The following is a 25,557-nucleotide window of genomic DNA, read 5'->3' as shown; positions in this document are numbered from 1 at the left end:
AGGTTGATTTCGGTCTGAGCAGCAGACGACAACTCGATCTTCGCCTTTTCAGCCGCTTCTTTCAGGCGTTGCAGCGCGAGCACGTCCTTGCTCAGGTCAACGCCTTGATCCTTCTTGAACTCGGAGATGATGTAGTCAATGATGCGCTGGTCAAAATCTTCGCCGCCAAGGAACGTGTCGCCGTTCGTGGAGAGCACTTCGAACTGCTTCTCACCGTCAACGTCCGCGATTTCGATGATCGACACGTCGAACGTACCGCCGCCCAGGTCGTACACCGCAATCTTGCGATCGCCCTTTTCGTTCTTGTCCAGGCCGAACGCGAGCGCGGCTGCGGTCGGTTCGTTGATGATCCGCTTCACTTCCAGACCGGCGATACGGCCAGCGTCTTTCGTCGCCTGACGCTGGCTGTCGTTAAAGTAGGCCGGAACCGTAATCACGGCTTCCGTCACTTCTTCGCCGAGATAGTCTTCGGCGGTCTTCTTCATCTTGCGCAGCACTTCAGCCGAAATTTGCGGCGGTGCCAGTTTTTGATCGCGGGCTTCGACCCAGGCGTCGCCGTTATCGGCGCGCACGATCTTGTAAGGCATCAGCGCGATGTCCTTTTGCACTTCTTTTTCGTCGAAACGGCGGCCAATCAACCGTTTGACTGCGTACAGCGTGTTCCTCGGGTTCGTCACCGACTGGCGCTTCGCCGGCGCGCCGACGAGAATTTCGTTGTCGTCCACATAAGCGATGATCGACGGCGTGGTGCGCGTGCCTTCCGCGTTCTCAATCACCTTGACCGTGTTGCCTTCCATGATCGCGACGCACGAGTTCGTCGTGCCCAGATCGATACCAATGATTCTGCCCATTTTTATCACTCTCCTGACTTTGATTGCAGCAGGCCCGATTTTGCGTTTTCGACGTGTTGACGATCGAATTCGCTATCCGGACGCCCAAAATTTAACCCTGTACGCCAAATAAGAGCGTTCGCATCGTTTTCAAGACCAAAAACTGATGCTTTCCCGCTTTTTTTCAGCCGATCTGAAACTTTTCCTGACTTGCCTGCTCAAGCTTTCGCTTCGAGCGCCCGGATTTTCTCGCGGGCAGCGGCGACAGCGGCTTCGAACTGGCCAAGCCCATGCCAGCCGGTTGCTCGTCCCAGGCGCTTGCCCCGGTAGAAGAAGAACCACGTTGGCACGCCATGCAGCATGAAACGGCGGCCGAGATCGCGATGCTCGTAAACGTTGCTGTGAAACCATTTCAGCCCGAGTGCCCGGATTTCGTCCGGTTTCGCGAGCATCGCCTTCTTCGCGATTTCGCAGTTGAAGCACTCGAAACCCCAGAAAAACACGACGGCCAATTCGTCCGCTGCCGACTCAAGACCGGCATCGAACGTCTCGGCGCTCAACTCCTGCATGTCAAAAACGGCAAACGCGGAGGCGTCGACGGGGATATTGGCCATGCAGCAGCGTCTTTAGCTGAAACGCTTATTTCGGCGCGGCAACGGTGACCAGCGCCGGACGCAAAACGCGGTCCGCGATCACATAGCCCTTTTGCAGCACCGAAACCACCGTGTTCGCGTCCTGGTCGGCCGGCACCATCGAAATAGCCTGATGGCGATGTGGATCGAACTTCTCGCCAACCGGATTGACCTCGACCACACGGCCCTTTTCGAGCGCAGCGGTCAGTTGGCGCAGCGTCAGCTCAACGCCTTCGCGGACTTTTGCCAGGTCGGTGGATGAATGCGTCAGCGCGGCTTCCAGGCTGTCGAGCACCGGCAACAGGTTTTCCGCGAAATTTTCGATCGCGAATTTATGCGCCTTCTGCACATCTTCCTGCGCCCGGCGCCGCACATTCTCGGTCTCGGCTTTCGCGCGCAAAAACTCTTCTTGCAACGACGCTGCCCGCGCTTGCGCTTCGGCGAGCAATGCCTCGGTTTCGTTCGCGTCGACGGTTTCCGGTGCGGAAGTCGCGTCCGGCACGCCGGGCTGCTGGATAGTTTGAGCCGCCGCGGGATTGTCGGCGGGCGTGGGGTTCTGGCTCGCGGAGTTGTCTTGCGTGTTTTCCATGTCGCTTGAGATTTTGCTATGGGTGAAAACGGGTGAAATCGAACGCAACGTTGCGGGTTCGGCTCATCAAAAAGCTGCCGATGATAACCGCCAACTCAACGTTGCAAAAACACAACGGGCCTCAACGGCAGACGGTGCGAGTAAAGCGGGGTGCATCCTGTGTTCGTCCTAAGCAACCCATCTGAGGCTCAGACGAGCGTTTTCAAGGGGTTGCACGCGCTTTCCGGGACCATTTCTAGGCTGCGGAAATGGCCGGTTACAACCATTTTCGACCTGTCATCAGATTCAGATTGAGCCGGTTGATTTGCTCGCCTACACTTCGAACATGACTCCGGAAGCACTAGTTAACCCTAATCTTACGATTGCCCGAAGCCAAGTTTTTTTAATCGCTAAAGCTTGTTTCAAGTCAGCTCTAGCGCCCGTTTTTCAGAGTTGTTGCGTTGTTACAGGGGGTGCCCATGAAACTGACCTTTGCAATTGCGATCGTCGCATTGGTACTCGTTGGCGGCACCACGACCATCTGCATGTCAGGCGCGGTCAATGACCGCACCACGGAGTACGGCGGCATTTCGGCCACCATGGAACACTTTTTCAGTCCGAACCTGAAAGTTTGTCGATAATGCGCCGGTCGCGCTTGGTTGGGCGACCCTGCAATGCGGCTGCCGGCTCGCGATACGTCTTCCTCCGCTCATTCTCCGCCACGCGTTTTTCCCGCCCGGAATCGGTTTCCGCATAAAGCGTCTGCGCAATGGGTGCGGGACCGCGCACTTCGCAAATTCCCAGCACGTTCACTTGCCAAAGCACGTGTTCAATCTCGATCTCCACGAGATCGCCCACGCGCACATCCTTGGACGGCTTCACGTTCGCGCCGCCAATTCGCACGCGGCCCTTCTCCACGGCGTCGCCAGCCAGTGAACGCGTTTTAAAAAAGCGCGCTGCCCACAGCCATTTGTCGATACGAAGGCGCGCGCCGGAGTCCGTTGAGATCTGGTAGTTCACAAGTGCTCAGTAAGATGGTCTATGCGGCCGCGCTCAGCGTTTGCGGCACCTGAACCGGCCAGCCTTGCAGGTGCTGCGCGACAATTTCGCCCAGCGCCTTGATCCAGGCCGGCGATGCATTCAGGCAGGGAATCCGGTGAAAATCCTTGCCACCCGCGTGCAGAAATTCATCACGCACTTCAATGCCGATTTCCTCAATGGTTTCCAGGCAATCCGACGTAAAGCCCGGGCAGAACACGTCCACCCGCTTCACGCCCGCCGCGCCAAGTTCGGCCAGCGAGGGTGCGGTATAAGGCTGCAGCCATTCTGCCCGGCCAAAACGTGATTGAAATGTCACCCGGCATTCGACCGGCGATAGCCCGAGCGCAGCCATGAGCAACGATCCGGTCTGTTGACACTGATCGTGATACGGATCGCCAAGATCCATGGTGCGCTTGGGCACGCCGTGGAAGCTCAGCACCAGCCGGTCGCCCGCCGCGAAGTCCGGCTGGCCGTGATGCCGCCAATAGTCCCGCACCTGCTCGGCCAGCGCGCCAATATAGGCCGGATGGTCAGCATATTGGCGGATGGTGCGCAGTTCCGGCTGGTTGCGCACGCGCCGCAAGGCGTTGAATGCATCGTCGAACGCGGTGGCCGTGGTCGACGACGAATATTGCGGATACATGGGCACCAGCAGCACGCGCTCGGCGCCTTCCAGCTTGAGTTGATTCATCATGGCCGGAATGCCGGGCGTCCCGTAGCGCATGGCGTAGTCAACTATCACGTGATAGTCGTTCACCATGAACAAGCGCCGCAACGCTTCCACCTGCTTTTCCGTATAGACCCGCAGGGGCGAGCCTTCGGGCAGCCATACCTGGGCATATTTCTTCGCCGACGCCCGGCCGCGAAACGGCAGGATTGCCAGCCGCAGGATCACCTGCCACGCGAGCGCCGGAATTTCCACCACCCGCGGGTCCGACAAGAATTGCGCAAGGTACTTGCGCACGGCCTTGGGCGTGGGCGCGTCCGGCGTGCCGAGATTGATCAGCAGCACCGCAACGCGATGCGAAGCGGAAGGCTGCGAAGGCAACTCGAGGTCGTAGCGCATAAAAGAAAGAGGCTGTGAAGCCCGTGTAAGTATGTGAAACCCATTATAGCGGCGGCTTTCGGAACGCAACATCGACCGAACGGCCGAGTGGTGCACGGGGCTTGGGACGTGGCAAGATTGGTTGTCTGCCGGGGTTCGCAGCATTTTGCGGGCCGCACCGGCGGATGGTTTGTTGCAAGCCGCTTGTATCGGCCTACTGCTGACTGAGCGAGAGGGACAGCAGGCGCGCGGTGATATCGACAATGGGAATGACGCGGTTATACGCCATCCGCGTGGGTCCGATCACCCCCAGCGTGCCCACGATTGTCCCGTTCACTTCATAGGGCGCGGTCACCACGCTCATTTCCTCGATCGGCACGAGATTCGACTCGCCGCCTATGAATATCTGCACGCCTTGCGCGTGGCTCGAGACATCGAGTAATTGAAGGAGACTCGTCTTTTGGTCGAACACGTCGAAAAGCTTGCGCAGCCGCGCCATGTCGGAAGAAAGATCCGCCACTTCCAGCAGGTTGCGTTCGCCGGAAATCAGCAGGGTGTCGCCCTGATCCGTTTCGTCGACGCTCGCCGCCACCGCTGCCTGCATCAGCGAGGTCATGTCGCCGCGCAACGCGTCGATTTCCTCGCGCAGTCGGCGGCGTACTTCGTTGAAGGACAAACCGGCGAAATTCGCGTTGATATAGTTCGACGCCTCGGTGAGCTGCGACGGCGAGTAGTCGCGCTGGGTCGCCATGATGCGGTTCTGCACGTCGCCTTCCGGCGTCACGATGATCAGCAGGATGCGCTTGTCGGACAGGCGCATGAACTCGATCTGCTTGAACATGTGGCTGCGGCGCGGCGTGAGAATGACGCCCGCGAACTGCGAAAGATTCGACAGCACGCTCGCGGCGGCGGCCACGATCTTCGCCGGCTCGCCGCCCTGCAGCTTGATCTTGACGGCGGACGTCATGGCTTCGTCGTCGGTGGTTTCGACGGTGAGCATGGTGTCCACGAAGAGCCGGTAGCCGCGCGGCGTGGGAATCCGTCCTGCAGACGTATGCGGACTGACCACCAGCCCGAGGTCCTCCAGGTCCGACATCACGTTGCGGATGGTGGCCGGGCTGAGCTCGAGTCCGGAGTAACGCGAAAGCGTGCGGGAACCGACCGGCTGACCTTCGGCGATATAGCGCTCGATTAGCGTCTTGAGGAGGGTCTGGGCACGTGGGTCTAGCATGGGGAAATTTTAGCTCAACGTGTAAGGAAACAGCGAGCACACCAAATATGGCAATGGCGGGTTGACGTTATTTTGTCATTCATCCGTCATCAATTCATGATCGATACCATTCTAGCGACAATTCCCCGTTACGCCCGGGGCTTAGCATATATAGGACAACCCAACGCGCCGGAACGCGTCACGGACGTGGCGCGCGGTTCTTTTCGACACTCACCTATGGTGTAATGCCGGCATGGAAATTGGTACCCAATTCAAGACTGTTGCGCTCGTGGGGCGCAACAATACGCCCGGCATCAGGGAGCCGCTGACGGCGCTCGCCGCGTGCATTGTGAAACGCGGGTTCAGTGTCGTGTTCGAAGCGGAAACGGCGCACGACGTTGGCGTGACCGACTACCCCGCGTTGACCGCGCAGGAAATTGGCGCACGCGCGGACGTGGCTGTCGTGCTGGGCGGCGACGGCACCATGCTCGGCATTGGGCGGCAGCTCGCGCCGTATCGCACGCCGCTGATCGGCGTCAATCATGGGCGGCTCGGTTTCATCACGGACATCACGCTGGCCGAAATGCACGAGCTGGTGCCGCAAATGCTCGCCGGCAGTTTTGAGCGCGAAGAGCGGACCTTGCTCGAAGCGCGCATTGTCCGGGACGGCCGGCCTATCTACCACGCGCTGGCGTTCAATGACGTCGTGGTGAACCGGAGCGGTTTCTCGGGTATGGCGGAACTGCGCGTGTCGGTGGATGGGCGCTTCATGTACAACCAGCGCTCGGACGGGCTGATTGTCGCCACCCCTACGGGTTCGACCGCGTATGCGCTCTCCTCGTCCGGACCGATCCTGCATCCGCAATTGCAGGGCTTCGTGCTTGTACCCATCGCGCCGCATTCGCTGTCGAATCGTCCAATTGTCCTGCCCGACGACTCTCAGGTGGATATTCAGATTATTGGCGGGCGCGACGTCAACGTGAATTTCGACATGCAGTCGTTTACCGCGGTCGAATTGAACGACACCATTGAAGTGCGGCGTTCGCGCCATACCGTGCCGGTGTTGCACCCGGTCGGCTACAGCCATTACGCCACGCTGCGCAAGAAACTGCACTGGAACGAATATCCCTCGCACGAAGACGCCACGAAACTCTAAGACGCCCATGCTCCGCCATCTCTCGATTCGCGACTTCGTCATTGTCGCCGCGCTAGACCTCGAGTTCGAGCGCGGCTTCACCGTATTTTCAGGCGAAACCGGCGCCGGCAAATCGATTCTCATCGACGCCCTCGCGCTCACGCTTGGCGCCCGCGCCGACGCCAGCATTGTGCGGACAGGCGAAGCGCGAGCGGACATCACGGCCGAGTTTTCGACTCACGCAGGGGTGTCGCGCTGGCTGGACGAGCACGCACTGGCTGTCGGCGACGCCGACACGGTCATGCTGCGGCGCGTAGTCGATTCGAGCGGGCGTTCCCGGGCGTTCATCAACGGTACGCCGGCCACGCTCGTGCAGCTGCGTGAACTGAGCGAAATGCTCGTCGACATCCACGGGCAGCACGCCCATCAATTGCTGATGCGCCCGGACGCCCAGCGCGAACTCTTCGACACCCACGCGGGCCTTCTCGACGCAGCGCAGAAAGTGGCGCGGGCGCATCGGGTCTGGCGCGACGCCGCGCACGCGGTGGAGCTGGCGCAGAACCGCGATCGCGAGTTGCAACTGGAACGCGAGCGTCTTGCGTGGCAGTTGAGCGAACTCGACAAACTTGCGCCACAGCCGGGCGAATGGGAAGAAGTGAGCGCAGAGCATCATCGGTTGTCGCATTCGGCGAGTTTGATCGACGGTGTGCAAGGCGCGCTGAACGCGCTGTCCGAGTCGGACGAAGCCATGATCACGCAGCTCTCCGCGATCGTGTCGAAGCTGCGGAGTCTTGTCGACATCGACCCTGCGCTCGCCGACGTGCTGGCTTCGCTCGAACCTGCCGAAATTCAATTGCAGGAAGCGTCGTATTCGCTCTCCCACTATGCGCAGCGGCTCGAACTCGATCCGAACCGCTTGGCGCAGGTCGAGCATCGGATGGAGCAACTCCATTCGGCCGCGCGCAAGTTCCGCATGCAACCCGAGGTCTTGCCCGAGGAGCACGCGGAGCGGCGCAGGCAACTGGCGGCGCTCGATGCCGCCGCCGATCTCGATGCGCTGCGCGCAGCGGTCGCCAAGGCGAAAGAAAGTTATCTGGCGGAGGCGACGGTGTTATCGAAGGCGCGCGGGAAAGCTGCGAAGTCGCTCGGCAAGGCGGTCACCAAGGGCATGCAGGAATTGTCGATGGTGGGTGGCAGCTTTGAAGTCGCGCTCGTGCCGCTTGCAGAGGGCGGCGCGAACGGGCTCGAGCAGATCGAATTCCGGGTGGCCGGACATGCGGGTGTGACATTGCGGCCGTTGGCGAAGGTCGCGTCCGGCGGCGAACTCGCGCGGATCAGTCTCGCGTTGGCGGTGATTGCGAGCACGGCGAGCCCGACCCCCACCTTGATTTTCGACGAAGTGGATACGGGAATTGGCGGCGGTGTGGCGGAAGTAGTCGGGCGTTTGCTGCATCAACTGGGCCGCGACCGGCAGGTGTTGTGCGTGACCCATTTGCCGCAGGTCGCGGCGCGCGGCGATCATCATTTCCAGGTGGCGAAAGCCGGAGACTCAGCGGGCGGAACGGTCAGCACGGTTACGCCGCTGGATAAATCGAAGCGCGTCGAGGAAGTCGCGCGCATGCTCGGCGGGCTCGAAATCACGGCCACGACCCGCAAGCACGCGAAGGAAATGCTTGCTGCGTAAGCGGTGAATTAACGCTACCGATCGACACCGCCGTTACGGCCGCTATGTGCCCGTTTTTCGGCCTCATGATAGACTAAGTCAACCTAGCTAAGCTAATGAGAACACCATGCCCACCATCACTGTCAACATGCACGAGGCCAAAACCAACCTGTCGCGGCTGGTTGAGAAGGCAGTGCAGGGCGAATCCGTTGTAATCGCCAAAGCCGGCAAGCCGATGGTCCGGATCATTGCCATAGACGCCCCGGTGCCGGCCAAGAAGAAGCGGATCGGTTTTCTTGCCGGCCAGGTCACCGTGCCTGATGCGCAGACTTTCAACGATCTGGGCAATGACGAAATCACGGCGATGTTTGGCGGTGACGAATGAAGCTGTTGCTCGACACGCATTTACTGTTGTGGACGGCAGTTGCAAGCGCGGACGTTCGTTCGAATGGCTCGCTATCCAGCGAAGCGCGCGCGTTGATCGAAGATGAGGAAAACGAACTGCTGTTCAGTGCGGCCAGCGTTTGGGAAGTGGCGATCAAGAACGGGCTTGGCAGACCCGACTTCAAAGTCGACGCGCACTTGTTCCGCCGGGCGTTGCTGGACAACGGCTATATCGAATTGGCCATCAGCAGCGCGCACACGGCGGCCGTCGGCAACCTGCCCGACCATCACAAAGACCCGTTCGATCGGCTGCTGATCGCGCAAGCGACAGTCGAGGGCATCACCTTGCTGACAAATGACGAGACGGTCGCTGAGTACAAAGCGAGCCCGATTCGCCTGGTGAAGTAACGAGCGCGGCTGTAATCAAAAATCGCGGCCGAAGCCGCGCCCGAAGCCGAGACCACGTTCCAATGTTCACCCCTGCGAGCGGGGCCGGACAAAGCTGCTATTACCCGAACACCCGCTTCCAAAGCCCCGTTACCGCTTCCCTCTCCGCGACCACAACCTCCGGCTCAACCCGCGCCTTTTCCATCCCGTCGAGCCTCAGTGTGTGTTGCAACTTCCGATACCGCCTGTACGCAGCCGCCACCGTTTCAGCCTCGTCGGCGCTCATCAACCCGAACGCCGCAGCCAGTCGCAGCAGCGAAATATTGCCCATGTTCCGCACGAACTCAGCGTCTTCGCGTGCGTGCAGCAGCACCCAGTACTGCACGATGAACTCGATATCCACCATCCCGCCGCGGTCGTGCTTCAGGTCGAATAACTTGCTGCGGTTCGGATGCCCGGCGTCCACCCGCTCGCGCATCACGACAATCTCCTGCGCCAACGCAGCAGCATTTCGCGGCATCGTGAGAACCTGGGCGCGGATCTCCTCGAAGCGCTCGCCAATCTCGGCATCGCCGGCGCAATACCGCGCCCGCGACAGCGCCTGATGCTCCCAGACCCACGCCGTATTCGCAGCGTCGCCCTCGCGAATCTGATAACGCCGGAACGATTCCAGGCTCGTCACCAGCAAACCCGATTCGCCATTAGGACGCAGCCGCAAATCGACATCGAATAATGTGCCCGCTCCCGTTGCCGTAGTGAGCCACGTGATCAGCCGGCGAGCGAACGTGGCATAGATATCGCCAGCGGATTCGTCGGGGTCATCGTGAAGGAAGATCAGGTCCAGGTCCGACGCATACCCCAGTTCCTTCCCGCCCAGCTTCCCGTAAGCGATCACAGAAAAGCGCGGCACGTCGCGGTGACGCTTCGGAAACTGCGACCACACCGTTTCGATGGTGACATCGAGCACGGCATCAGCCAGCGCCGACAACAAGTCGCTCACGTGTTCAACAGTAAGCTTGCCGCCCAGGTCGATCAGCAGAATCCGGAAGACCTCTGCCTGATGCGCGTGCCGCAGCAGGTTCATCTGCTGCTCGGCGCCATCGGCGGCGGCAATCTGCGCGCGCAAGGATTCGCGAAATTGCAGCCAGTCGAAGGGACTCGCGATCACTTCGTCATCGAGCAATTCATCCAGAAGCTGCGGATGGCGAATCAGATACCCTGCCGCCCAGCGCGACGCGCCGAGCACCGACAACACCCGCTCGAGCGCCGCCGGATATTCGGTCAGCAACGCAAGATAAGCGCCGCGGCGGCTGACCGTTTCGAGCAGGTCGAACAGCCGGGCGATGGTGTCACCGCGCCGCTCGGGTGGCTCTATGGCCCGCGCGGCTTCAAGCGCACGTTGCGCGACGATGTCGAATCGTTCCCGGCTGCGCTCGGGCAAACCTTCGTATCGCGTCGACTTCCACACGTTGCGCAGACGCGTGAGCACCGCGGTGGCATCGGTGAAACCGAGTTCGGTCATGCGTTCGACCAACTGCTCCTCGGCGCTGTCGTCGGCGAGCGCGCTGCTCCAGACCCACGACGCCGCCGAATCTTCCGCGACCGCACAACCGCCGTCGCCCTTCACCTTATCGGCGAAAATCTGGTCGAACTGATGCTCCACGCGCGCCCGGTGCGCTTCCAGCGCATCTGTCAGCGCCGGGTAATCGGCAAAACCCATTGCACCGGCAAGCACCGCCCGGTCTTCCGGCGCGACCGGCATGGCGTGCGTCTGCGCGTCGTTTCGATACTGCAAGCGATGCTCGAGCTTGCGCAGGAACAGGTACGCGTCGGTGAGTTCGCTGCACACGTTCGCCGATATCAACCCGTGCGCGGCCGCGCGCTTCAGCACGGACAAGGTCGGGCGAATCCGCAGATCGGCAATCTGACCGCCACGGATCAGTTGAAACACCTGCGCACTGAACTCGATCTCCCGAATGCCGCCGCGGCCGAGCTTGATGTCATCGGCTTTGTCGGGACGCATCGACGCACGCCGTTGCGCTTCCTGCCGGATCTGCACATGCAGCGCACGAATCGCGCTGATCACGCCGTAGTCCAGATACCGCCGGTAGATGAACGGCGTAGCCAGCGCGTCGAGCTGCTTCGCCAGCCGTTGCGCCGCGTCGCTCTCGCTCTCGGAGACCAGCCGCCCCTTGATCCACGCGTACCGTTCCCACTCGCGGCCCTGCACGTAGAAATATTCTTCGAGCATGCCGAGTCCGCACGCGATCGGACCGGCATCGCCGTTCGGCCGCAACCGCATATCGACTCTAAAGACATAACCGTCTTCCGTCACCTCGGCCAATGCGCCTATCAGCTTGCGGCCGAGCCGCGTAAAATATTCCTGGGTCGATAAAGCCGCGCGTTCGCCGCCTGCCGTCTCACCGTCTTCTTCATAGACGAAGATCAGATCAATATCCGACGACACGTTCAACTCACGTCCACCGAGCTTTCCCATTCCCACCACACCCAGCGTCAAGCGCTGTCCGTCAGGCCCGCGCGGCTCGCCGAACGTGACTTCCAGATCCGCCGACAACACCGCGAGCGCGCGCTGGATAGTCAGCTCGGCAAGATCGGTCATGGCGCCCGTGACTTCGGCAACAGGCGCGAGGCCGGCAAGATCACGTTCCATCACCGTGCAGAAGACCTCGATGCGCAACCGGCGAAGCGCGGTCTTGAGCGCGGCCTCATCAAGCCGGCCACTGGCCGAACTCGCCGAACACGCGTCGCACAGCGCGTTCAACCGCGCTTCTACCCACGCGCGGCGGATCGGTACCTTCGACCATTCGGCCACAGCCGCCGGCAATTCGGGACGCGCGGCATACACGCGCGCGGCGTAGTGGGAAGCACTGGAACTCAGCAAAACGGCGTCGGTCATGAAAGGTCGGGCTCAGTCATTGCTCACAAAGAAGTCCGGCAATGCACCGGGGCTTTTGCGCGAATTGGCGCGAGATGCGCAGAACGCCGTCCGGCGCGGCTTGGCGGCTGCATCGTAGCGTGTTCCCGCAGTTTTTTGCATTGCGCGCTGTGTTACATTTCAACGTCAAATCTCGAAAACCTACCATATCGCCGACCCGCCGCAGCATGTCCGACCGAAAGGAACTTGCCGACCCACCTGAAGCTGTACCCGTGAAGCTAGGTGGTCGCGCCGAGCTCGCATTCTCGCGGGTGCTCAAAGTCCTTCTGGTGCTGGTTGCCGTGGTCTATTTCGCGGTCGCCGGCATCTATCTCGCGCTGCGTTATGCCGTGCTGCCCCAGATCGATGCGTTCAGGCCGCGCATCGAGCAAATGGTCTCGTCGAAGATCCATGCGCAGTTGCACATCGGGCGTATCGCGGCGAAATGGTCCGGCTTCGAGCCTTCATTCGATATAGACAATCTCCGGATCGACGCCGCTGACGGCACCCCGGGTCTCGCGGTACCGCACGCCAGCGCCACGGTCGCGTGGCGCTCGCTGCTGGGTCCTGTCCCGCTGCTCTCGAATCTCACCGTCGATGGCCCCGATGTCGTCATCTCACGCGCCGCCGACGGGACCTTCAGCGTGGCCGGCGTGCCGCTCCAGGCCAAACACACAGGCAACGACGCGTTCATGACCTGGCTGCTGAGACAGCAAGCCATCGTGCTGCGTGACGGCACGCTGCGCTGGCACGACGGCGAGCGCAACGCGCCGGAACTGGCGCTCAAGCGGATCAAGCTGGCCATTCTCAACAACGGCCCGCATCATCGCGTGGCGCTGCAGGCCCTGCCCGACGGCGACCTGCTGCACGGGCCGCTCGATTTTCGCGCGGACTTCCGCACGCCGCGTTTCAGCGTGCCGGGCCGTCCGGCGAACTGGACGGGCCAGGCGTATCTGTCGACCGGTCCTGTCGATCTGCCCAAGCTCTCGCAATACGTGGCGATGCCGTTCGCGACCTATGGCGGACGTTTCGACAACCGCATCTGGATCGACTTCGCGAGCGGCAAGCTGAAAACAGCAGGCGGCGAGCTGACCGGGACCGACATCGCGTTACGCGTGCGCCCAACGCAGCCGCGTCTCGACGTGCCGATCGCGAACTTCAACTGGAATCTCGCGCTGCAGGATGACGAATACACGCTGCACCTCGCGAACCTGCGCGCGGAACTCGGCCAGCCGCCGCTCGCGGACGGCACGCCGGTGTCGCGCCTGCTGGCCCTGCATACGCTGACCGGCCATTACCGCTCGGCAAGCCTGCAGCATGGGCAGATGTTCGGGGTAGCGGGCGATGTCGTCGATCTCGGCATCCTGGGCGAATTCTTGCGCGCGCTGCCTTTGCCGTCGAAGCTGCAAAACGATCTGATCCGCTTCAACCCGCGTGGCCAGATTGCCAATTACACGCTGCAGACCGAGCGGCCCAGACCGGCAACCCATGCTCAAATGCTGGCCCAGCGCCAGACAGGCGCCGAACCGCCGATGCGCTACACGGTGAAGGGCGACTTGCACGGCGTCAGCGTGCAGGCCCAGGAACCGCCGCCGGGACTGACGATCAACAACCATCCGCGAGCCGGGATTCCCGGCGTGGAGAACCTGTGGGGCAGTATTGACGCCGATCAGGATCACGGCAGCGCAGTCATCGATACGAAAAATACGGCGATCACCGTGCCCGGCGTCTTCGATAACCCGCGCCTCGTGCTGGACCAGATCGACGGCCGCGTAACCTGGACCCTCGCCGACGCGCCCGGCAAGCCGCACAAGGCAATCATCGCGCACGTGGAGACGCTGCACGTCAGGAACGCGGACGCGGAAGCCAGTGCGACAGCGGATTACCGGAACGAAGGCGAAGGCCGCGGTTCCCTCGATCTCAAGGCAAAGGCCGCGCGCCTGAATGTGACGAGCCTCGTGCACTATCTGCCGACGAGCATCAGCGAAAAATTGCGCCTGTATCTGGGCCACGCATTGCAAGCGGGCATCTCGCGCAACGGCACTATCGAGATTCACGGCGACCTGACGAAATTCCCCTACGCAAAGTTCCCCGACGCCGGCCAGTTCCGCATCGTCGCGCCGTTCACCGGCGGCAAGTTCGAGCCAACGCCCTATCCGCCAAAGACCATGGCGAACGGCACGCCGAACGTATGGCCGGCGTTTGACGGTATCGACGGGACGTTTCACCTTGCCGAAAACAAGCTGGGCTTCGATATTTCGCGCGGCCATTATCTCGGCGTGAGCGTGGTCAAGACCACCGGACGTATAGAAGACCTGGGCAACCGCGAATCGAAGCTGCTGATCGACGCCGACGCGCACGGCCCCATCACCGACATGCTCCATTACGTGGAAGACAGCTCGCTCGGCTCGCTCTCCCACCACGTGGCGACAAAGATCCATGCAACCGGTAACGCCGCGCTGGCGCTGCAACTGGAGATTCCGCGGGTCGCGCCGCCGCCCGGCATGCGGGCGCATGTGGGCTACAAAGGCGCGCTCACGTTCAATGGCAACGACCTCGCGTACAGCACGTTTCCGCCGCTGTCGAATCTCAAGGGGCGGGCGCGGTTCGGCGAGAAAACCGCCTCGCTCGATGGCCTGACGGCGAAATTCCTCGGTGGCGACGTGCGCGGTACGGGTGGCGTGAAACCCGACGGCAGTTATGCCTTCGATGTAAACGGCCGCATAGGCGCCGACGCCGCCCAGAGCCTGAACGCGCATGACCAGGCGCAGGCAGCGCAAATCCTCAAGCACGTCAGCGGCACCGCGCCTTACGACCTGCGTGTGCGCGGCGTGAAAAACACGTTGCCGCAAATCGAGGCGAACTCCGACCTGACCGGCCTCGGGCTGGACTTCCCGGCGCCCTTCAACAAGAGCGAGGGCACGCCCATGCCCTTCGCGTTCACGTTTAAGCCGATCGCCGGATCGGCAGAGGAGCACGACGCGAAACTCACGCTCGGGCCGGTCAATGCGCACTACCTGCTCAAGCAGACGGGCAAGGAAGCGCCGACGGTGGAGCGTGGTGCTATCGGCGTGAACAAGCCGGCCGATCTGCCGGCGCAAGGCGTGTCGGCGGCCGTGGATATCGACGAACTCGACGCCGATGCGTGGCGCAAGCTGATCACTGAATTGGGACCCATGCCGCAACCGGATCCGAAGACGCAATCCCAAGTGGTGAAGCAATTCGTTCCGACTCGCTTCACGCTGCATTTCGCGACGGTGAAGTTGCTCAACCGGCGCTGGGAAGATGTGTCGATCGGCGCAAATCTCGGCGATGACCGCAAGTGGCAGGCGAACATTGCGTCGGATCAGGTCACGGGAAATGCGCAATGGCTGCCGGGCGCGACGAAAGGCAGCCCGGGCGCATTGCAGGCGCGGTTCGAAAAGGTCGTGATTCCGGGAAAACAGGAAACCGACCTGGTCACGCAAATGATCCGCAAGCCGCCGCCCAACATGCCGTCCATCGACCTGATCGTGAACGAACTCGTGGTGCGCGGGCGCGAGCTCGGACGCCTCGAGGTCGACGCACGCAACGACGTGGAAGACAACGTGCCGGTCTGGCATCTGGACAAGCTGGAGCTGAGCAACCCGGACGCGAAGCTTTCCGCAACCGCCAACTGGCGCACGATCAGCGGCCCGGTTGGTTTTCCGGCCGATGCCGACGACAACGCCCCTCGCCGCACAGCACTCGATTTCAAGCTGGACATCATGGACGCCGGAGCGCTGGTCGAACGGCTTGGCCTGCCGCGCACGGTGAAGGGCGGCAAAGGCACGGTGACGGGCCAGCTTGGCTGGGACGGCAGCCCGGCCGCTGTCGACCTGCCCACGCTCAACGGCAAGCTGGACGCCGACCTGCAGCACGGTCAGATTCTCAAGGTCAACCCGGGCGCGGCCAAGCTGCTCGGCGTGCTCAGCCTGCAAAGCCTCGCGCACTTCCTCACGCTGAATTTCCAGGATGTGGTCGGCAAGGGGCTGCCGTTCGAAAAGATCACCGGCTCGGGCACGGTTCAGAACGGTATCGGCCGCACCAACGACTTCACGATGATCACGGCGCCTGCGCGCGTGGAGCTGAAAGGACTGGTCGACCTGCCGAAGGAAACGCAGGACCTGCACGCCAAGATCATCCCGACCATCAGCGCGGGCGCCGTCGCGCTGGGCGCAGCCGTGATCAATCCTTTGCTGGGGCTCGGCACGCTGGTAGCCGACCTGCTGCTTTCGAAGTCGATCGGCAAGGCGTTCACCATTGACTATTCCATTACCGGACCGTGGTCGAAACCCGTCATCCAGCGGGTGAAAGGCGATCAGGGTAAGATCGAAATTCCCGCTGCAACCTTGCCCAACTGAGCGTCTGAATGGCGTTCCGGTACAGGCCCGCTGGCTGGCGGCGGGCAGATTCAACCACAATTTCGGTCACGATCCGGTCATCATCGCGCCCCTTTTTTAGCAGGCTGACATGAGCGAAAGATCAAGCGAAGGCACCCCAGGCACGTTCCGCGTCGCCGCGCTGCAAATGGTGAGTGCGCCGGATCGCGAGCGCAATATCGCGGAAGCCGGCCGGCTGATTGCCGAAGCCGCGCGGGGCGGCGCGCAGCTTGTGCTGCTGCCCGAATATTTCTGCTACATGGGCTTCAAGGACACGGACAAGCTCGCGATCCGCGAGACGCCCGGCCATGGTCCGATCCAGCAGTTCCTGGCGGACGCGGCGCGTGAACATCGCGTGTGGGTGATCGGCGGGACCTTGCCGCTGGAGTCGGCTGAAGCGGCGCGCGTGCTCAATACAACGCTCGTTTTCGATCCGGCCGGCAAACAGGTCGCCCGCTACGACAAAATTCATCTGTTCAATTTCGAAAAAGGCACGGAATCCTTCGACGAAGCCCGCACGATCTGTCCGGGAAGCGAAGTGCGTACGTTTGATGCACCATTCGGACGCGTGGGGTTGTCGGTGTGCTACGACCTGCGCTTTCCCGAGCTGTACCGGAAAATGGGCGACTGCGCCTTGATGGTGGTGCCCTCCGCGTTCACGTACACGACCGGCGAGGCCCACTGGGAAACGCTGCTCAAGGCACGCGCAGTGGAAAACCAATGCTACGTGCTGGCTGCCGCGCAAGGCGGCAAACACGAAAACGGCCGCCGGACCTGGGGGCACAGCATGCTGATCGACCCGTGGGGCGAGGTCGTGGCCGTGCTGGCGGAAGGCGCGGGCGTGGTGGCTGGAACAATTGATCCCGAACGCATTGCATCGGTCCGGCAAAGCCTGCCGGCTTATCGCCATCGCGTATTGGGTTAGCTTGTTGCTTGGCTTGTTATTCCGGAGCCCCCCTCCATCTGGTCAGGAGGTCGCACGAACATCCGGACGTTAGAATGCTTTTAATCCCCATAGACTTCGCCACAGGCAACGAATGAACATCATCGAACCCGGCATCCGAAATCTCGCCACCGCGAAAGAGATCCTGCTGACGCCCTACGGCCTCGACGAATCCACGATTACGCGCACGCTGGCGGAGATCTTCACGCACCGCGTGGACTACGCGGATCTCTATTTCCAGTCCACGCGCAGCGAAGCGTGGAGCCTGGAAGAAGGCATCGTCAAATCGGGCAGTTTCAGCATCGACCAGGGTGTCGGCGTGCGCGCCGTGTCGGGTGACCGGACCGCGTTTGCCTATTCGGACGACCTGTCGCCCGAATCCATCCGTCAGGCGGCTATCGCCACGCGCGCCATCGCGAAGGCCGGCGGAGGCAAGCACAAGATCAAGTCGGCCAGTTCGCTGACCGGCGTGTTCGGCCGCGACCTGTACCTGCCGTCCGATCCGCTCACGTCGCTCGACGCCACCGCAAAGGTGAAGCTGCTCGAACGCGTCGAGAAAATGGCGCGCGGCCGCGATCCGCGCATCGTCCAGGTCATGGCGGGTCTGGCGGGGGAATACGACGTCGTGCTAGTCGCGCGCAGCGACGGCGCGCTGGCTGCCGACATCCGGCCGCTCGTGCGCGTGTCCGTAACGGTGATCGCCGAAAAGGACGGGCGTCGTGAAATGGGCAGCGGCGGTGGCGGCGGACGTTACGACTACGCCTATTTCACCGACGAAGTCCTGTCCCACTACGTCGATCAGGCCGTGCACGCCGCGCTCGTCAATCTGGACGCGCGTCCGGCGCCCGCCGGTGCAATGACCGTCGTGCTCGGACCGGGTTGGCCCGGCGTGCTGCTGCACGAAGCGATCGGCCACGGGCTGGAAGGCGACTTCAACCGCAAGGGTTCTTCGGCGTTTGCGGGGCGTATCGGCGAGCGGGTGGCGGCGAAGGGCGTGACAGTCGTCGACGACGGCACGCTGCCGAACCGGCGCGGCTCGTTGAATATCGACGACGAAGGCAATCCTACGCAATGCACGACCTTGATCGAGGACGGCATTCTCAAGGGCTACATTCAGGACTCGCTGAATGCCCGCCTCATGAAGATGCCGGTGACGGGCAACGCCCGGCGCGAGTCGTACGCCGCCCTGCCCATGCCGCGCATGACCAACACGTACATGCTCAACGGCGACAAGGATCCGGGTGAGATCCTGGCATCGGTGAAAAACGGCTTGTACGCGGTGAATTTCGGCGGCGGCCAGGTCGACATCACCAACGGCAAGTTCGTGTTCTCGGCGTCTGAGGCGTACATGATCGAGAACGGCAAGATCACGTATCCGGTGAAGGGTGCAACGCTGATTGGCAGCGGCCCGGAATCGCTCAAGTACGTGACCATGATCGGCAACGACATGGCGCTCGACGGCGGCGTGGGCGTGTGCGGCAAGGAAGGCCAGAGCGTGCCGGTGGGCGTTGGCCAGCCGACCTTGCGGATCGAAAAGATGACGGTGGGCGGCACGGTTTGACCGCGTAGTCCGTCATTTGGCCCTTGATTTTCCCGCACCGCGCTCCGTATAGCTTTTGAGCGCGTCATGCGGGAAAACCGCATGGAATACGCACGCTTACTGCGAAGTTCGATGTTGTGACGCGGGATATCCGCATTTTAGCGGCTGACAACTTGCCAACCGCGCGTGTTTAAGGTTATAAAGCCAGACGTTCAATTTTTACCAGACGACCGAAACCATCATGTCCGCCAAGTTTTATTTTTACTTTTTTTGGCATCTCAAGCCGCTGGCGGATCGAGAGGGGTGAGTCGTTTGTGTAGAACCCAAGTTTCCCGAAAAACCGCCAGCGCAGTCTGGCGGTTTTTTTATGCCCACTTTTTTTGACGACTTTTGCACTGTCCCTGATCTGTCAGACCTTTCGACAAGACCAACGCAGCACCAAAACGAGTTCCCGGAGAACCAGCATGCCCCCGCACAACACCGACGATGTCCGAATCCGCGAATTGAAAGAACTGACACCCCCCGCTCACCTGATCCGTGAGTTCGCTTGCGCCGAGACGGTTTCGGAGCTGATCTACAACTCGCGCCAGTCGATGCATCGCATCCTGCACGGCATGGAAGACCGCCTGATCGTGATCGTCGGGCCGTGCTCGATCCACGACACCAAAGCGGCGCTGGAATATGCGGGCCGTCTTGTCGAACAGCGCAAGCGCTTTGCCGGTGAGCTTGAAATCGTGATGCGGGTGTATTTCGAGAAGCCGCGTACAACAGTCGGCTGGAAAGGCCTGATCAACGACCCGTACATGGACAACAGCTTCAAGATCAACGACGGCCTGCGGACCGCGCGCGAATTGCTGCTGCGGATCAACGAACTGGGGTTGCCCGCCGGCACCGAATACCTCGACATGATCAGCCCGCAGTACATCGCGGACCTGATTTCATGGGGTGCGATCGGCGCACGGACAACGGAATCGCAAGTGCATCGCGAGTTGGCGTCGGGTTTGTCGTGCCCGGTAGGTTTCAAGAACGGCACCGACGGCAACGTGAAGATTGCGGTCGACGCCATCAAGGCAGCGTCGCAACCCCACCATTTCCTCTCGGTGACGAAAGGCGGCCATTCTGCCATTGTCTCGACGGCCGGCAATGAGGACTGCCACATCATCCTGCGTGGCGGCAAGACGCCGAACTACGACGCGGAGAGCGTGAACGCCGCCTGCAACGACATCAGCAAGGCCGGACTGGCCGCGCGCCTGATGATTGATGCGAGCCACGCAAACAGTTCGAAGAAACATGAGAACCAGATCCCGGTTTGCGCCGATATCGGCCGGCAGATTGCGGGCGGTGACGAGCGGATCATCGGCGTGATGGTGGAATCGAATCTGGTCGCCGGGCGGCAGGATCTGAAGGAAGGTTGCGAGCTGACGTACGGGCAGAGCGTCACCGACGCGTGTATCGGCTGGGAAGACAGCTTGAACGTGCTGGAAGGGCTGGCCGAAGCCGTGAAGCAGCGGCGCGTGGCGCGCGGGAATGGGAACTGACTGGCCCTTGATCCGGGTGAGCAGGCGAGGGCCGCCAGGTCTGGTGGCCCTCGATTCAAAACGCCATGGCGCTACGCGAGCTCGCCGGAACCATAAATCTCAGTACGCACCCGGGCCTTCGATACCCCCGCCGCCATCAATGCTTCCTGCTGCACGCGCATGAAGGGGACAGGACCGCAGAGATAATAATCGGCGTCCGGATGCAGGGTTTTATCGGCGATCCTCGAGAAATCCAGGCGCCCTGTGAAATCGAAATCCTTCCCCGGACGGTCATCGGCGTGAGTGTTTTCATAGAACACGGCGCGCAACACGTTCGGATGTTTTGCAACAATCGCGTCAAGCCACCGGCCAAATGCGTGCGTGCGGCCATTCCGGCAAGCATGCACAAACGATATCTTCCGCTTGCTGTCCTGCGCGGTCAGCGAGGTGAGCATTGACACCATTGGCGTAATGCCCACGCCGCCGCTGATCAATACAACGGGTGTCGTCTTGGCTGCGTCGAGCGTGAACTCGCCCATCGGTGCACTGACTTCAACAATTCCACCGACTTCAATACCCTCGTGTATCAGGTTGGACACGTGCCCGGGTGGCGTATCCTGCGCCCGCTCGCGCTTCACCGAAATCCACAGCCACTCGCCGTTCGGCGCGTCGGAGAGCGTGTATTGACGCGGCTGGTCTACCCCAATCGCCTTCACGAACCGCTTCACGCTGATGTACTGGCCCGGTTTGAAATCGCAGACTGGTCCGCCATCGGACGGCTTCAAATAAAACGATGTGATCTCGTCGCTTTCCCGTTCTCGCCGAAACACCACGAACGGCCGGAAACCGCTCCATGCAGCCTGGGCATAAAGCGCCTTTTCGGCCCCGATCAAGATCTCCGCGAGCTGCGCGTATGCGGCTCGCCAGGCCTCGAGCGTGGGTTCATCGACGGCATTGCCCAGCACTTCCGATATGGCGGCGAGCAGATTTTCCCCAACGATCGGATATTGCTCCGGCCAGATATTCAGGCTTGCGTGCTTGTGTGCAATATGCGTGACGGTCGAACCGAGCGCGCCGAGGTTATCGATGTTCGCGGCATACGCATACACCGCTCGAGCCAGCGCCTGCGGCTGGCTCGAGCTCTGTTGATGCGCCTGGTTAAACACGTTTTTCAACTCGGGATGGTGAGTGAACATCCGCTTGTAGAAGTGTTGAGTGATGGTCACGCCATGTTCGGCGAGCACGGGAGCGGTGGCTTTTACACGGGCAATCTGGTCGGCGGTCAAGGCTGTCATTAGTGGGTTCTCTTAAAGATGCATTTATAATACATGTTTAAGGAGGTACGAATTTGCGCGTTTTGTCGCAGGGGTTATCTAGTGCTGCGTAGCGCAATCGGTGCCGAACACCCCTGCCCTAGACCTTGCGTTCGTGATTCCACAACACGTCCGTTCCGCCGTCCACGCGATTCAATACGCGCGCCAGCACGAACAGCAGATCGGACAGCCGATTCACATACTGCCGCGGCGCCGCGTTGATCCTGTCCACGCGGCCAAGCGCAACAATCGCGCGCTCCGCACGCCGGCAAACAGTCCGCCCGACGTGCGCGAGCGACGCAGCCCGCGATCCGCCCGGCAGGATGAATTCCTTGAGCGGCGGCAAGGTCGCGTTGTATTCCGCGATCCATTCATCGATACGAGCAAGATGCGACTTCTCGATCATCGAATGGCCGGGAATGCAGAGCTCGCCGCCAAGGTCGAAGAGATCATGCTGGATGGCCGACAACGCGGCGCGCACGTCGTCCGGCAGCGGTTCGCACAGCAGCACGCCAAGCTGCGAATTCAGTTCATCGACATCGCCAATAGCCGTGATGCGCGCGTCGTCCTTCTGCACGCGACTGCCATCGCCGAGGCCGGTCGTGCCGTCGTCGCCGGTGCGCGTCGATATCTTGCTCAGGCGATTGCCCATGATGTCCTCCAGGTAACCCGGAACGCCGGTCAGCGCCCGCGCTCATTATAGGCAACGCGGGAGCATCGCCCGGAGGCGGCCTCAAGGCGGGCTTGATATGGGCTATCGGCGTAAAATGAATACATAAAACGCACGATTCCCGCATTTCGATGCGAAATCCAGTGCATTCCAACATCCCATTACACCGATGTCCGGAGACATGCCGTGAACCATCCCGTCCCGCCGCTCGCCGTGCGCCGCGCATTCCCCGCCGCCTTGCTCAACGCGCTGAAAGCCGCGTTCGCCGAACGCGTCTCGACCACTGCCGCAGTCCGCGAACATCACGGCCGCGACGAATCGCCGTTCGATCCGCAACTGCCCGACGCTGTCGTTTTCGTGACCAGCACAGAAGAGGTCCAGACCGTGGTCCGGCTCTGCGCCGAACACAATGTCCCGGTCATTCCGTACGGCAACGGGTCGTCGCTGGAAGGTCATTTGCTGGCAGTACAGGGCGGCGTATCCATCGACATGTCGGGTCTGAACCAGGTGCTGTCAATCGACGCTGAAGACCTGACGGTCACCGTGCAGCCGGGCATTTCGCGCAAGCAGTTGAACGAAGCGCTGAAGGACACCGGGCTGTTTTTCCCCATCGATCCCGGTGCGGATGCGAGCATTGGCGGGATGTCGGCAACGCGTGCATCGGGTACCAACGCCGTGCGCTACGGCACGATGCGCGAGAACGTGCTCGGCCTCACCGTCGTATTAGCCGATGGCCGCGTCATCAAGACCGGTACACGGGCGCGCAAATCGTCGGCCGGATACGACCTCACGCGTTTATTCGTGGGCTCGGAAGGCACGCTCGGCGTGATCGTTGAAATCACCGTGCGGCTTTATCCGCAACCGGAAGCGGTATCGGCCGCGGTCTGCGCATTTCCGTCGATGGGAGACGCCGTGCGTGCCACCATCGAGACCATCCAGATGGGCGTGCCCGTGGCCCGTGTCGAGTTCCTGGATTCGCTTGCCGTGCGCGCGATCAACCGCCATTCGAACCTCACCTTCCGCGAATCGCCCATGCTGTTCTTCGAATTCCATGGCACGAAAAGCAGCGTGAAAGAGCAGGCGGAAACGGTGCAGGAAATCGTCGCACAAAACAACGGTACCGATTTCGAATGGGCAACCCGGCCGGAAGACCGCAGCCGCCTGTGGAACGCGCGTCACAACGCCTATTTCGCGATGCTGCAACTGAAGCCCGGCAGCCGCGCCGTGACCACGGACGTCTGCGTGCCGATTTCGCGGCTGGCCGAATGCGTGATCGAAACGGAGCAGGACCTGAAGGCCAGCACGCTGCCCTGCCCGATCGTCGGCCATGTCGGCGACGGCAATTTCCACGTCGCCATGCTGCTGGATCCGGCCAAGCCCGAGGAATTGGAGGAAGCCGAGCGGATCAATCACCGGATCGTGGAGCGCGCGCTGCGCATGGGCGGAACGTGTACCGGCGAACACGGTGTCGGGCTGCACAAGATGGGTTTCCTGATCGACGAACACGGCGAGGACGCGATCAGCGTGATGCGCTCGATCAAACATGCGCTCGATCCGAAAAACCTGATGAACCCGGGCAAGATATTCGCCTACGACGCTTGAGCGAATGCGGGCCGGTTATTCGCGGATAACTGAACGGTGAGCGCCTGGCGCGAACAACGCGCTGGCGTATAAACATGCTCCGTCCCCGTAATTAGCCCAATCGACGGCAGACACGCGCAGGTGCAAGATCAATGCTCTGCTTTTTGGAACTGCTCCAGAGCACAAACACCGCCGGGAGGAGACATGAACGCACCCGCCGAGCTTTCGCCTGAAGTGCTGGCGCAGCGTCAGCGTGAAGTGGTGCAGGCGTTGATGGCCGTGCTGCCGACGCATTGCCTGCTGTATCGCGAAGAAGATACGGCCGCTTATGAATGCGACGGGCTCGCGGCGTACAGGCGGCTGCCGCTTGCGGTCGCGCTGCCCGAAACCGAAGCGCAGGTTCAGCGCGTCGTGCAGATCTGCGCGCGGCTGGACGTGCCTATCGTCCCGCGTGGCGCGGGCACGGGCCTGTCGGGCGGCGCCATGCCGATCCGGCATGGGATCGTGGTATCGCTCGCGCGCTTTCGCAAGATCGTGGAGGTCGACCCGTACGCCCGCACCGCCACGGTCCAGCCGGGCGTGCGCAATCTCGCCATATCTGAAGCGGCGGCCCCCTTCGGGCTCTACTACGCACCCGATCCGTCATCGCAGATCGCTTGCACCATAGGCGGCAACGTCAGCGAGAACTCCGGCGGCGTCCACTGCCTCAAGTACGGCCTGACGTGCCACAACGTGATGCGGGTGCGTGCCGTATCAATGGAAGGCGATATCCTTGAATTCGGTTCGCTCAGTCTTGACGCGCCGGGGCTGGACCTGCTGGCGGTGCTGATCGGCAGCGAAGGCATGTTCGCCATCGTCACCGAGATCACCGTCAAGCTGATCCCGAAGCCGCAAACAGCCCAGGTGATCATGGCGAGCTTCGACGACGTCGTCAAAGGCGGCAACGCGGTCGCGGCGATCATCGCGGCCGGCATTATCCCCGCCGGGCTCGAGATGATGGACAAACCCGCGACCCGCGCCGTGGAAGAGTTCGTGAAGGCGGGCTACGACCTCGACGCCAAGGCGATCCTGCTGTGCGAATCGGACGGCACGCACGACGAAGTCATGGAGGAAATCGTACGAATGACGGCCGTGCTGCGCGAATTCGGCGCGAACCGTATCCAGATCTCGCGCTCGGAAGCCGAGCGGCTGAAGTTCTGGTCCGGCCGCAAGAACGCGTTTCCGGCTGCCGGCCGTATCTCCCCCGATTACTACTGCATGGACGGCACCGTGCCGCGCCGCCAGATCGGGCCGTTGCTGGCGCGCATTGAAGAGATGGAAAAAAAGTACGCACTGCGTTGCATGAACGTTTTCCATGCCGGCGACGGCAACATGCATCCGCTGATTCTCTTCAACGGCAACGATCTCGACGAATGGCACCGGGCGGAAGCATTCGGCTGCGATATCCTGGAAGCCTGCGTGGAATTGGGCGGAACGGTGACGGGCGAGCATGGTGTGGGTATCGAAAAGATCAATTCCATGTGCGTGCAGTTTTCGCCTGAAGAACGCGACACCTTCCACGCGATCAAGCGCGCCTTCGATCCCCCCGGCCTGCTCAATCCCGACAAAGGCATCCCGACGCGTGCGCGTTGCGCCGAGTACGGGAAAATGCATATTCGCGGCGGTTTGCTGCCGCATCCGGAGATTCCACGCTTTTGAGCGGCGTGTTTAGGCGACGCTTCTAAACGTTACGTGCAGATAACGTCCCCTTCGGCGTCTCTTTA

Annotated in this window: 20 protein-coding genes; 11 read left to right on the top strand and 9 right to left on the bottom strand. The window is 61.6% G+C overall.

Going from position 1 to position 25,557, the window contains the following annotated elements; translation table 11 throughout:
• From AWB69_RS36995 to grpE, 3 genes are all read right to left on the bottom strand, one after another.
• Positions 1 to 851: Hsp70 family protein (locus AWB69_RS36995; protein ID WP_156529097.1), on the bottom strand; the 851-nt coding region annotated here is incomplete at its 3' end.
• A gap of 197 nt (positions 852 to 1,048) precedes the next feature.
• Positions 1,049 to 1,444, bottom strand: a complete 396-nt coding sequence (locus tag AWB69_RS36990; protein WP_062091744.1) for a thioredoxin family protein — start codon at positions 1,442 to 1,444, stop codon at positions 1,049 to 1,051.
• Positions 1,445 to 1,469: 25 nt separating this feature from the next.
• Positions 1,470 to 2,051 (bottom strand): nucleotide exchange factor GrpE, encoded by a 582-nt coding sequence (gene grpE / locus AWB69_RS36985; RefSeq protein WP_062091743.1) that lies wholly within the window; start codon positions 2,049 to 2,051, stop codon positions 1,470 to 1,472.
• A 458-nt stretch (positions 2,052 to 2,509) separates the two neighbouring features.
• Here grpE and AWB69_RS48900 point away from each other — a divergent pair, with 458 nt between their 5' ends.
• Positions 2,510 to 2,671 carry a hypothetical protein gene (locus AWB69_RS48900; protein WP_197500396.1) on the top strand — a complete coding sequence of 54 codons (162 nt, stop codon included), beginning with the start codon at positions 2,510 to 2,512 and terminating at the stop codon, positions 2,669 to 2,671.
• Here the strand turns inward: AWB69_RS48900 and AWB69_RS36980 are convergent.
• The 3 genes from AWB69_RS36980 to hrcA all read right to left on the bottom strand — a co-directional run bounded on the left by AWB69_RS36980 (position 2,643) and on the right by hrcA (position 5,347).
• Positions 2,643 to 3,050 carry an RNA-binding S4 domain-containing protein gene (locus AWB69_RS36980; protein WP_062091742.1) on the bottom strand — a complete coding sequence of 136 codons (408 nt, stop codon included), beginning with the start codon at positions 3,048 to 3,050 and terminating at the stop codon, positions 2,643 to 2,645. The two genes, AWB69_RS48900 and AWB69_RS36980, sit on opposite strands and share 29 nt — an antisense overlap.
• A gap of 19 nt (positions 3,051 to 3,069) precedes the next feature.
• Positions 3,070 to 4,137: a ferrochelatase gene (gene hemH, locus AWB69_RS36975; RefSeq protein WP_062091741.1), complete on the bottom strand. Its 1,068-nt coding sequence runs from the start codon at positions 4,135 to 4,137 to the stop codon at positions 3,070 to 3,072.
• A gap of 193 nt (positions 4,138 to 4,330) precedes the next feature.
• A complete protein-coding gene (hrcA, locus tag AWB69_RS36970; protein ID WP_062091740.1) occupies positions 4,331 to 5,347 on the bottom strand; it encodes a heat-inducible transcriptional repressor HrcA in 1,017 nt (338 codons plus the stop codon).
• A gap of 232 nt (positions 5,348 to 5,579) precedes the next feature.
• On the opposite strand from hrcA, the gene AWB69_RS36965 reads away from it, so the two are divergent.
• From AWB69_RS36965 to AWB69_RS36950, 4 genes are all read left to right on the top strand, one after another.
• Positions 5,580 to 6,482: an NAD kinase gene (locus AWB69_RS36965; RefSeq protein WP_062091739.1), complete on the top strand. Its 903-nt coding sequence runs from the start codon at positions 5,580 to 5,582 to the stop codon at positions 6,480 to 6,482.
• A 7-nt stretch (positions 6,483 to 6,489) separates the two neighbouring features.
• The gene (recN, locus tag AWB69_RS36960) at positions 6,490 to 8,145 is read left to right on the top strand and encodes a DNA repair protein RecN (RefSeq protein WP_062091738.1); all 1,656 of its coding nucleotides are present in this window, start codon (positions 6,490 to 6,492) and stop codon (positions 8,143 to 8,145) included.
• A gap of 106 nt (positions 8,146 to 8,251) precedes the next feature.
• Positions 8,252 to 8,509, top strand: a complete 258-nt coding sequence (locus AWB69_RS36955; RefSeq protein WP_062091737.1) for a type II toxin-antitoxin system Phd/YefM family antitoxin — start codon at positions 8,252 to 8,254, stop codon at positions 8,507 to 8,509.
• Positions 8,506 to 8,916, top strand: coding sequence for a type II toxin-antitoxin system VapC family toxin (locus tag AWB69_RS36950; RefSeq protein WP_062091736.1), 411 nt, complete (start codon positions 8,506 to 8,508; stop codon positions 8,914 to 8,916). The genes AWB69_RS36955 and AWB69_RS36950 overlap by 4 nt, the downstream gene beginning before the upstream one ends.
• Positions 8,917 to 9,016: 100 nt before the next feature.
• Here AWB69_RS36950 and glnE read toward each other — a convergent pair whose 3' ends face one another.
• Positions 9,017 to 11,812: a bifunctional [glutamate--ammonia ligase]-adenylyl-L-tyrosine phosphorylase/[glutamate--ammonia-ligase] adenylyltransferase gene (gene glnE, locus AWB69_RS36945; RefSeq protein ID WP_062091735.1), complete on the bottom strand. Its 2,796-nt coding sequence runs from the start codon at positions 11,810 to 11,812 to the stop codon at positions 9,017 to 9,019.
• Between the two features lie 206 nt (positions 11,813 to 12,018).
• Here glnE and AWB69_RS36940 point away from each other — a divergent pair, with 206 nt between their 5' ends.
• The 4 genes from AWB69_RS36940 to aroG all read left to right on the top strand — a co-directional run bounded on the left by AWB69_RS36940 (position 12,019) and on the right by aroG (position 20,251).
• Positions 12,019 to 16,212: a YhdP family phospholipid transporter gene (locus AWB69_RS36940; protein WP_062091734.1), complete on the top strand. Its 4,194-nt coding sequence runs from the start codon at positions 12,019 to 12,021 to the stop codon at positions 16,210 to 16,212.
• 109 nt (positions 16,213 to 16,321) lie between these two features.
• Complete coding sequence (locus AWB69_RS36935) at positions 16,322 to 17,155, top strand: carbon-nitrogen hydrolase family protein (RefSeq protein WP_062091733.1); 834 nt, start codon at positions 16,322 to 16,324, stop codon at positions 17,153 to 17,155.
• A 112-nt stretch (positions 17,156 to 17,267) separates the two neighbouring features.
• Positions 17,268 to 18,734: a metalloprotease TldD gene (gene tldD, locus AWB69_RS36930; RefSeq protein WP_062091732.1), complete on the top strand. Its 1,467-nt coding sequence runs from the start codon at positions 17,268 to 17,270 to the stop codon at positions 18,732 to 18,734.
• 443 nt (positions 18,735 to 19,177) lie between these two features.
• The gene (gene aroG / locus AWB69_RS36925; protein WP_062091731.1) at positions 19,178 to 20,251 is read left to right on the top strand and encodes a 3-deoxy-7-phosphoheptulonate synthase AroG; all 1,074 of its coding nucleotides are present in this window, start codon (positions 19,178 to 19,180) and stop codon (positions 20,249 to 20,251) included.
• Between the two features lie 71 nt (positions 20,252 to 20,322).
• Here aroG and hmpA read toward each other — a convergent pair whose 3' ends face one another.
• Together hmpA and AWB69_RS36915 are read right to left on the bottom strand one after the other, a co-directional pair.
• The gene (hmpA, locus tag AWB69_RS36920) at positions 20,323 to 21,525 is read right to left on the bottom strand and encodes an NO-inducible flavohemoprotein (protein ID WP_062091730.1); all 1,203 of its coding nucleotides are present in this window, start codon (positions 21,523 to 21,525) and stop codon (positions 20,323 to 20,325) included.
• A gap of 118 nt (positions 21,526 to 21,643) precedes the next feature.
• A complete protein-coding gene (locus tag AWB69_RS36915; protein WP_062091729.1) occupies positions 21,644 to 22,195 on the bottom strand; it encodes a cob(I)yrinic acid a,c-diamide adenosyltransferase in 552 nt (183 codons plus the stop codon).
• 204 nt (positions 22,196 to 22,399) lie between these two features.
• Between AWB69_RS36915 and AWB69_RS36910 the strand changes: the two genes are divergently transcribed.
• Both AWB69_RS36910 and AWB69_RS36905 read left to right on the top strand, forming a co-directional pair.
• Positions 22,400 to 23,815 carry an FAD-binding oxidoreductase gene (locus AWB69_RS36910; protein ID WP_062091728.1) on the top strand — a complete coding sequence of 472 codons (1,416 nt, stop codon included), beginning with the start codon at positions 22,400 to 22,402 and terminating at the stop codon, positions 23,813 to 23,815.
• A gap of 183 nt (positions 23,816 to 23,998) precedes the next feature.
• Positions 23,999 to 25,492 (top strand): FAD-linked oxidase C-terminal domain-containing protein, encoded by a 1,494-nt coding sequence (locus tag AWB69_RS36905; RefSeq protein ID WP_062091727.1) that lies wholly within the window; start codon positions 23,999 to 24,001, stop codon positions 25,490 to 25,492.
• The last annotated feature ends 65 nt before the right edge of the window (positions 25,493 to 25,557 follow it).

The sequence above is a fragment of the Caballeronia udeis genome, assembly GCF_001544555.2.
Lineage (GTDB): Bacteria > Pseudomonadota > Gammaproteobacteria > Burkholderiales > Burkholderiaceae > Caballeronia > Caballeronia udeis.
Note: the sequence above shows the minus strand (reverse complement) of the source record. Positions and strands in the feature narration are given on the sequence as shown.

Bases quoted from the DNA above. Each gene is read 5' to 3' on its own strand.
- AWB69_RS48900 (WP_197500396.1), top strand. From the start codon at position 2,510: ATGAAACTGACCTTTGCAATTGCGATCGTCGCATTGGTACTCGTTGGC.
- hemH (WP_062091741.1), bottom strand. From the start codon at position 4,137: ATGCGCTACGACCTCGAGTTGCCTTCGCAGCCTTCCGCTTCGCATCGC.
- AWB69_RS36915 (WP_062091729.1), bottom strand. From the start codon at position 22,195: ATGGGCAATCGCCTGAGCAAGATATCGACGCGCACCGGCGACGACGGC.
- AWB69_RS36905 (WP_062091727.1), top strand. From the start codon at position 23,999: ATGAACGCACCCGCCGAGCTTTCGCCTGAAGTGCTGGCGCAGCGTCAG.
- AWB69_RS36940 (WP_062091734.1), top strand. From the start codon at position 12,019: ATGTCCGACCGAAAGGAACTTGCCGACCCACCTGAAGCTGTACCCGTG.
- AWB69_RS36955 (WP_062091737.1), top strand. From the start codon at position 8,252: ATGCCCACCATCACTGTCAACATGCACGAGGCCAAAACCAACCTGTCG.
- AWB69_RS36935 (WP_062091733.1), top strand. From the start codon at position 16,322: ATGAGCGAAAGATCAAGCGAAGGCACCCCAGGCACGTTCCGCGTCGCC.
- tldD (WP_062091732.1), top strand. From the start codon at position 17,268: ATGAACATCATCGAACCCGGCATCCGAAATCTCGCCACCGCGAAAGAG.
- hrcA (WP_062091740.1), bottom strand. From the start codon at position 5,347: ATGCTAGACCCACGTGCCCAGACCCTCCTCAAGACGCTAATCGAGCGC.
- grpE (WP_062091743.1), bottom strand. From the start codon at position 2,051: ATGGAAAACACGCAAGACAACTCCGCGAGCCAGAACCCCACGCCCGCC.
- aroG (WP_062091731.1), top strand. From the start codon at position 19,178: ATGCCCCCGCACAACACCGACGATGTCCGAATCCGCGAATTGAAAGAA.
- AWB69_RS36990 (WP_062091744.1), bottom strand. From the start codon at position 1,444: ATGGCCAATATCCCCGTCGACGCCTCCGCGTTTGCCGTTTTTGACATG.
- recN (WP_062091738.1), top strand. From the start codon at position 6,490: ATGCTCCGCCATCTCTCGATTCGCGACTTCGTCATTGTCGCCGCGCTA.
- AWB69_RS36965 (WP_062091739.1), top strand. From the start codon at position 5,580: ATGGAAATTGGTACCCAATTCAAGACTGTTGCGCTCGTGGGGCGCAAC.
- AWB69_RS36950 (WP_062091736.1), top strand. From the start codon at position 8,506: ATGAAGCTGTTGCTCGACACGCATTTACTGTTGTGGACGGCAGTTGCA.
- glnE (WP_062091735.1), bottom strand. From the start codon at position 11,812: ATGACCGACGCCGTTTTGCTGAGTTCCAGTGCTTCCCACTACGCCGCG.
- hmpA (WP_062091730.1), bottom strand. From the start codon at position 21,525: ATGACAGCCTTGACCGCCGACCAGATTGCCCGTGTAAAAGCCACCGCT.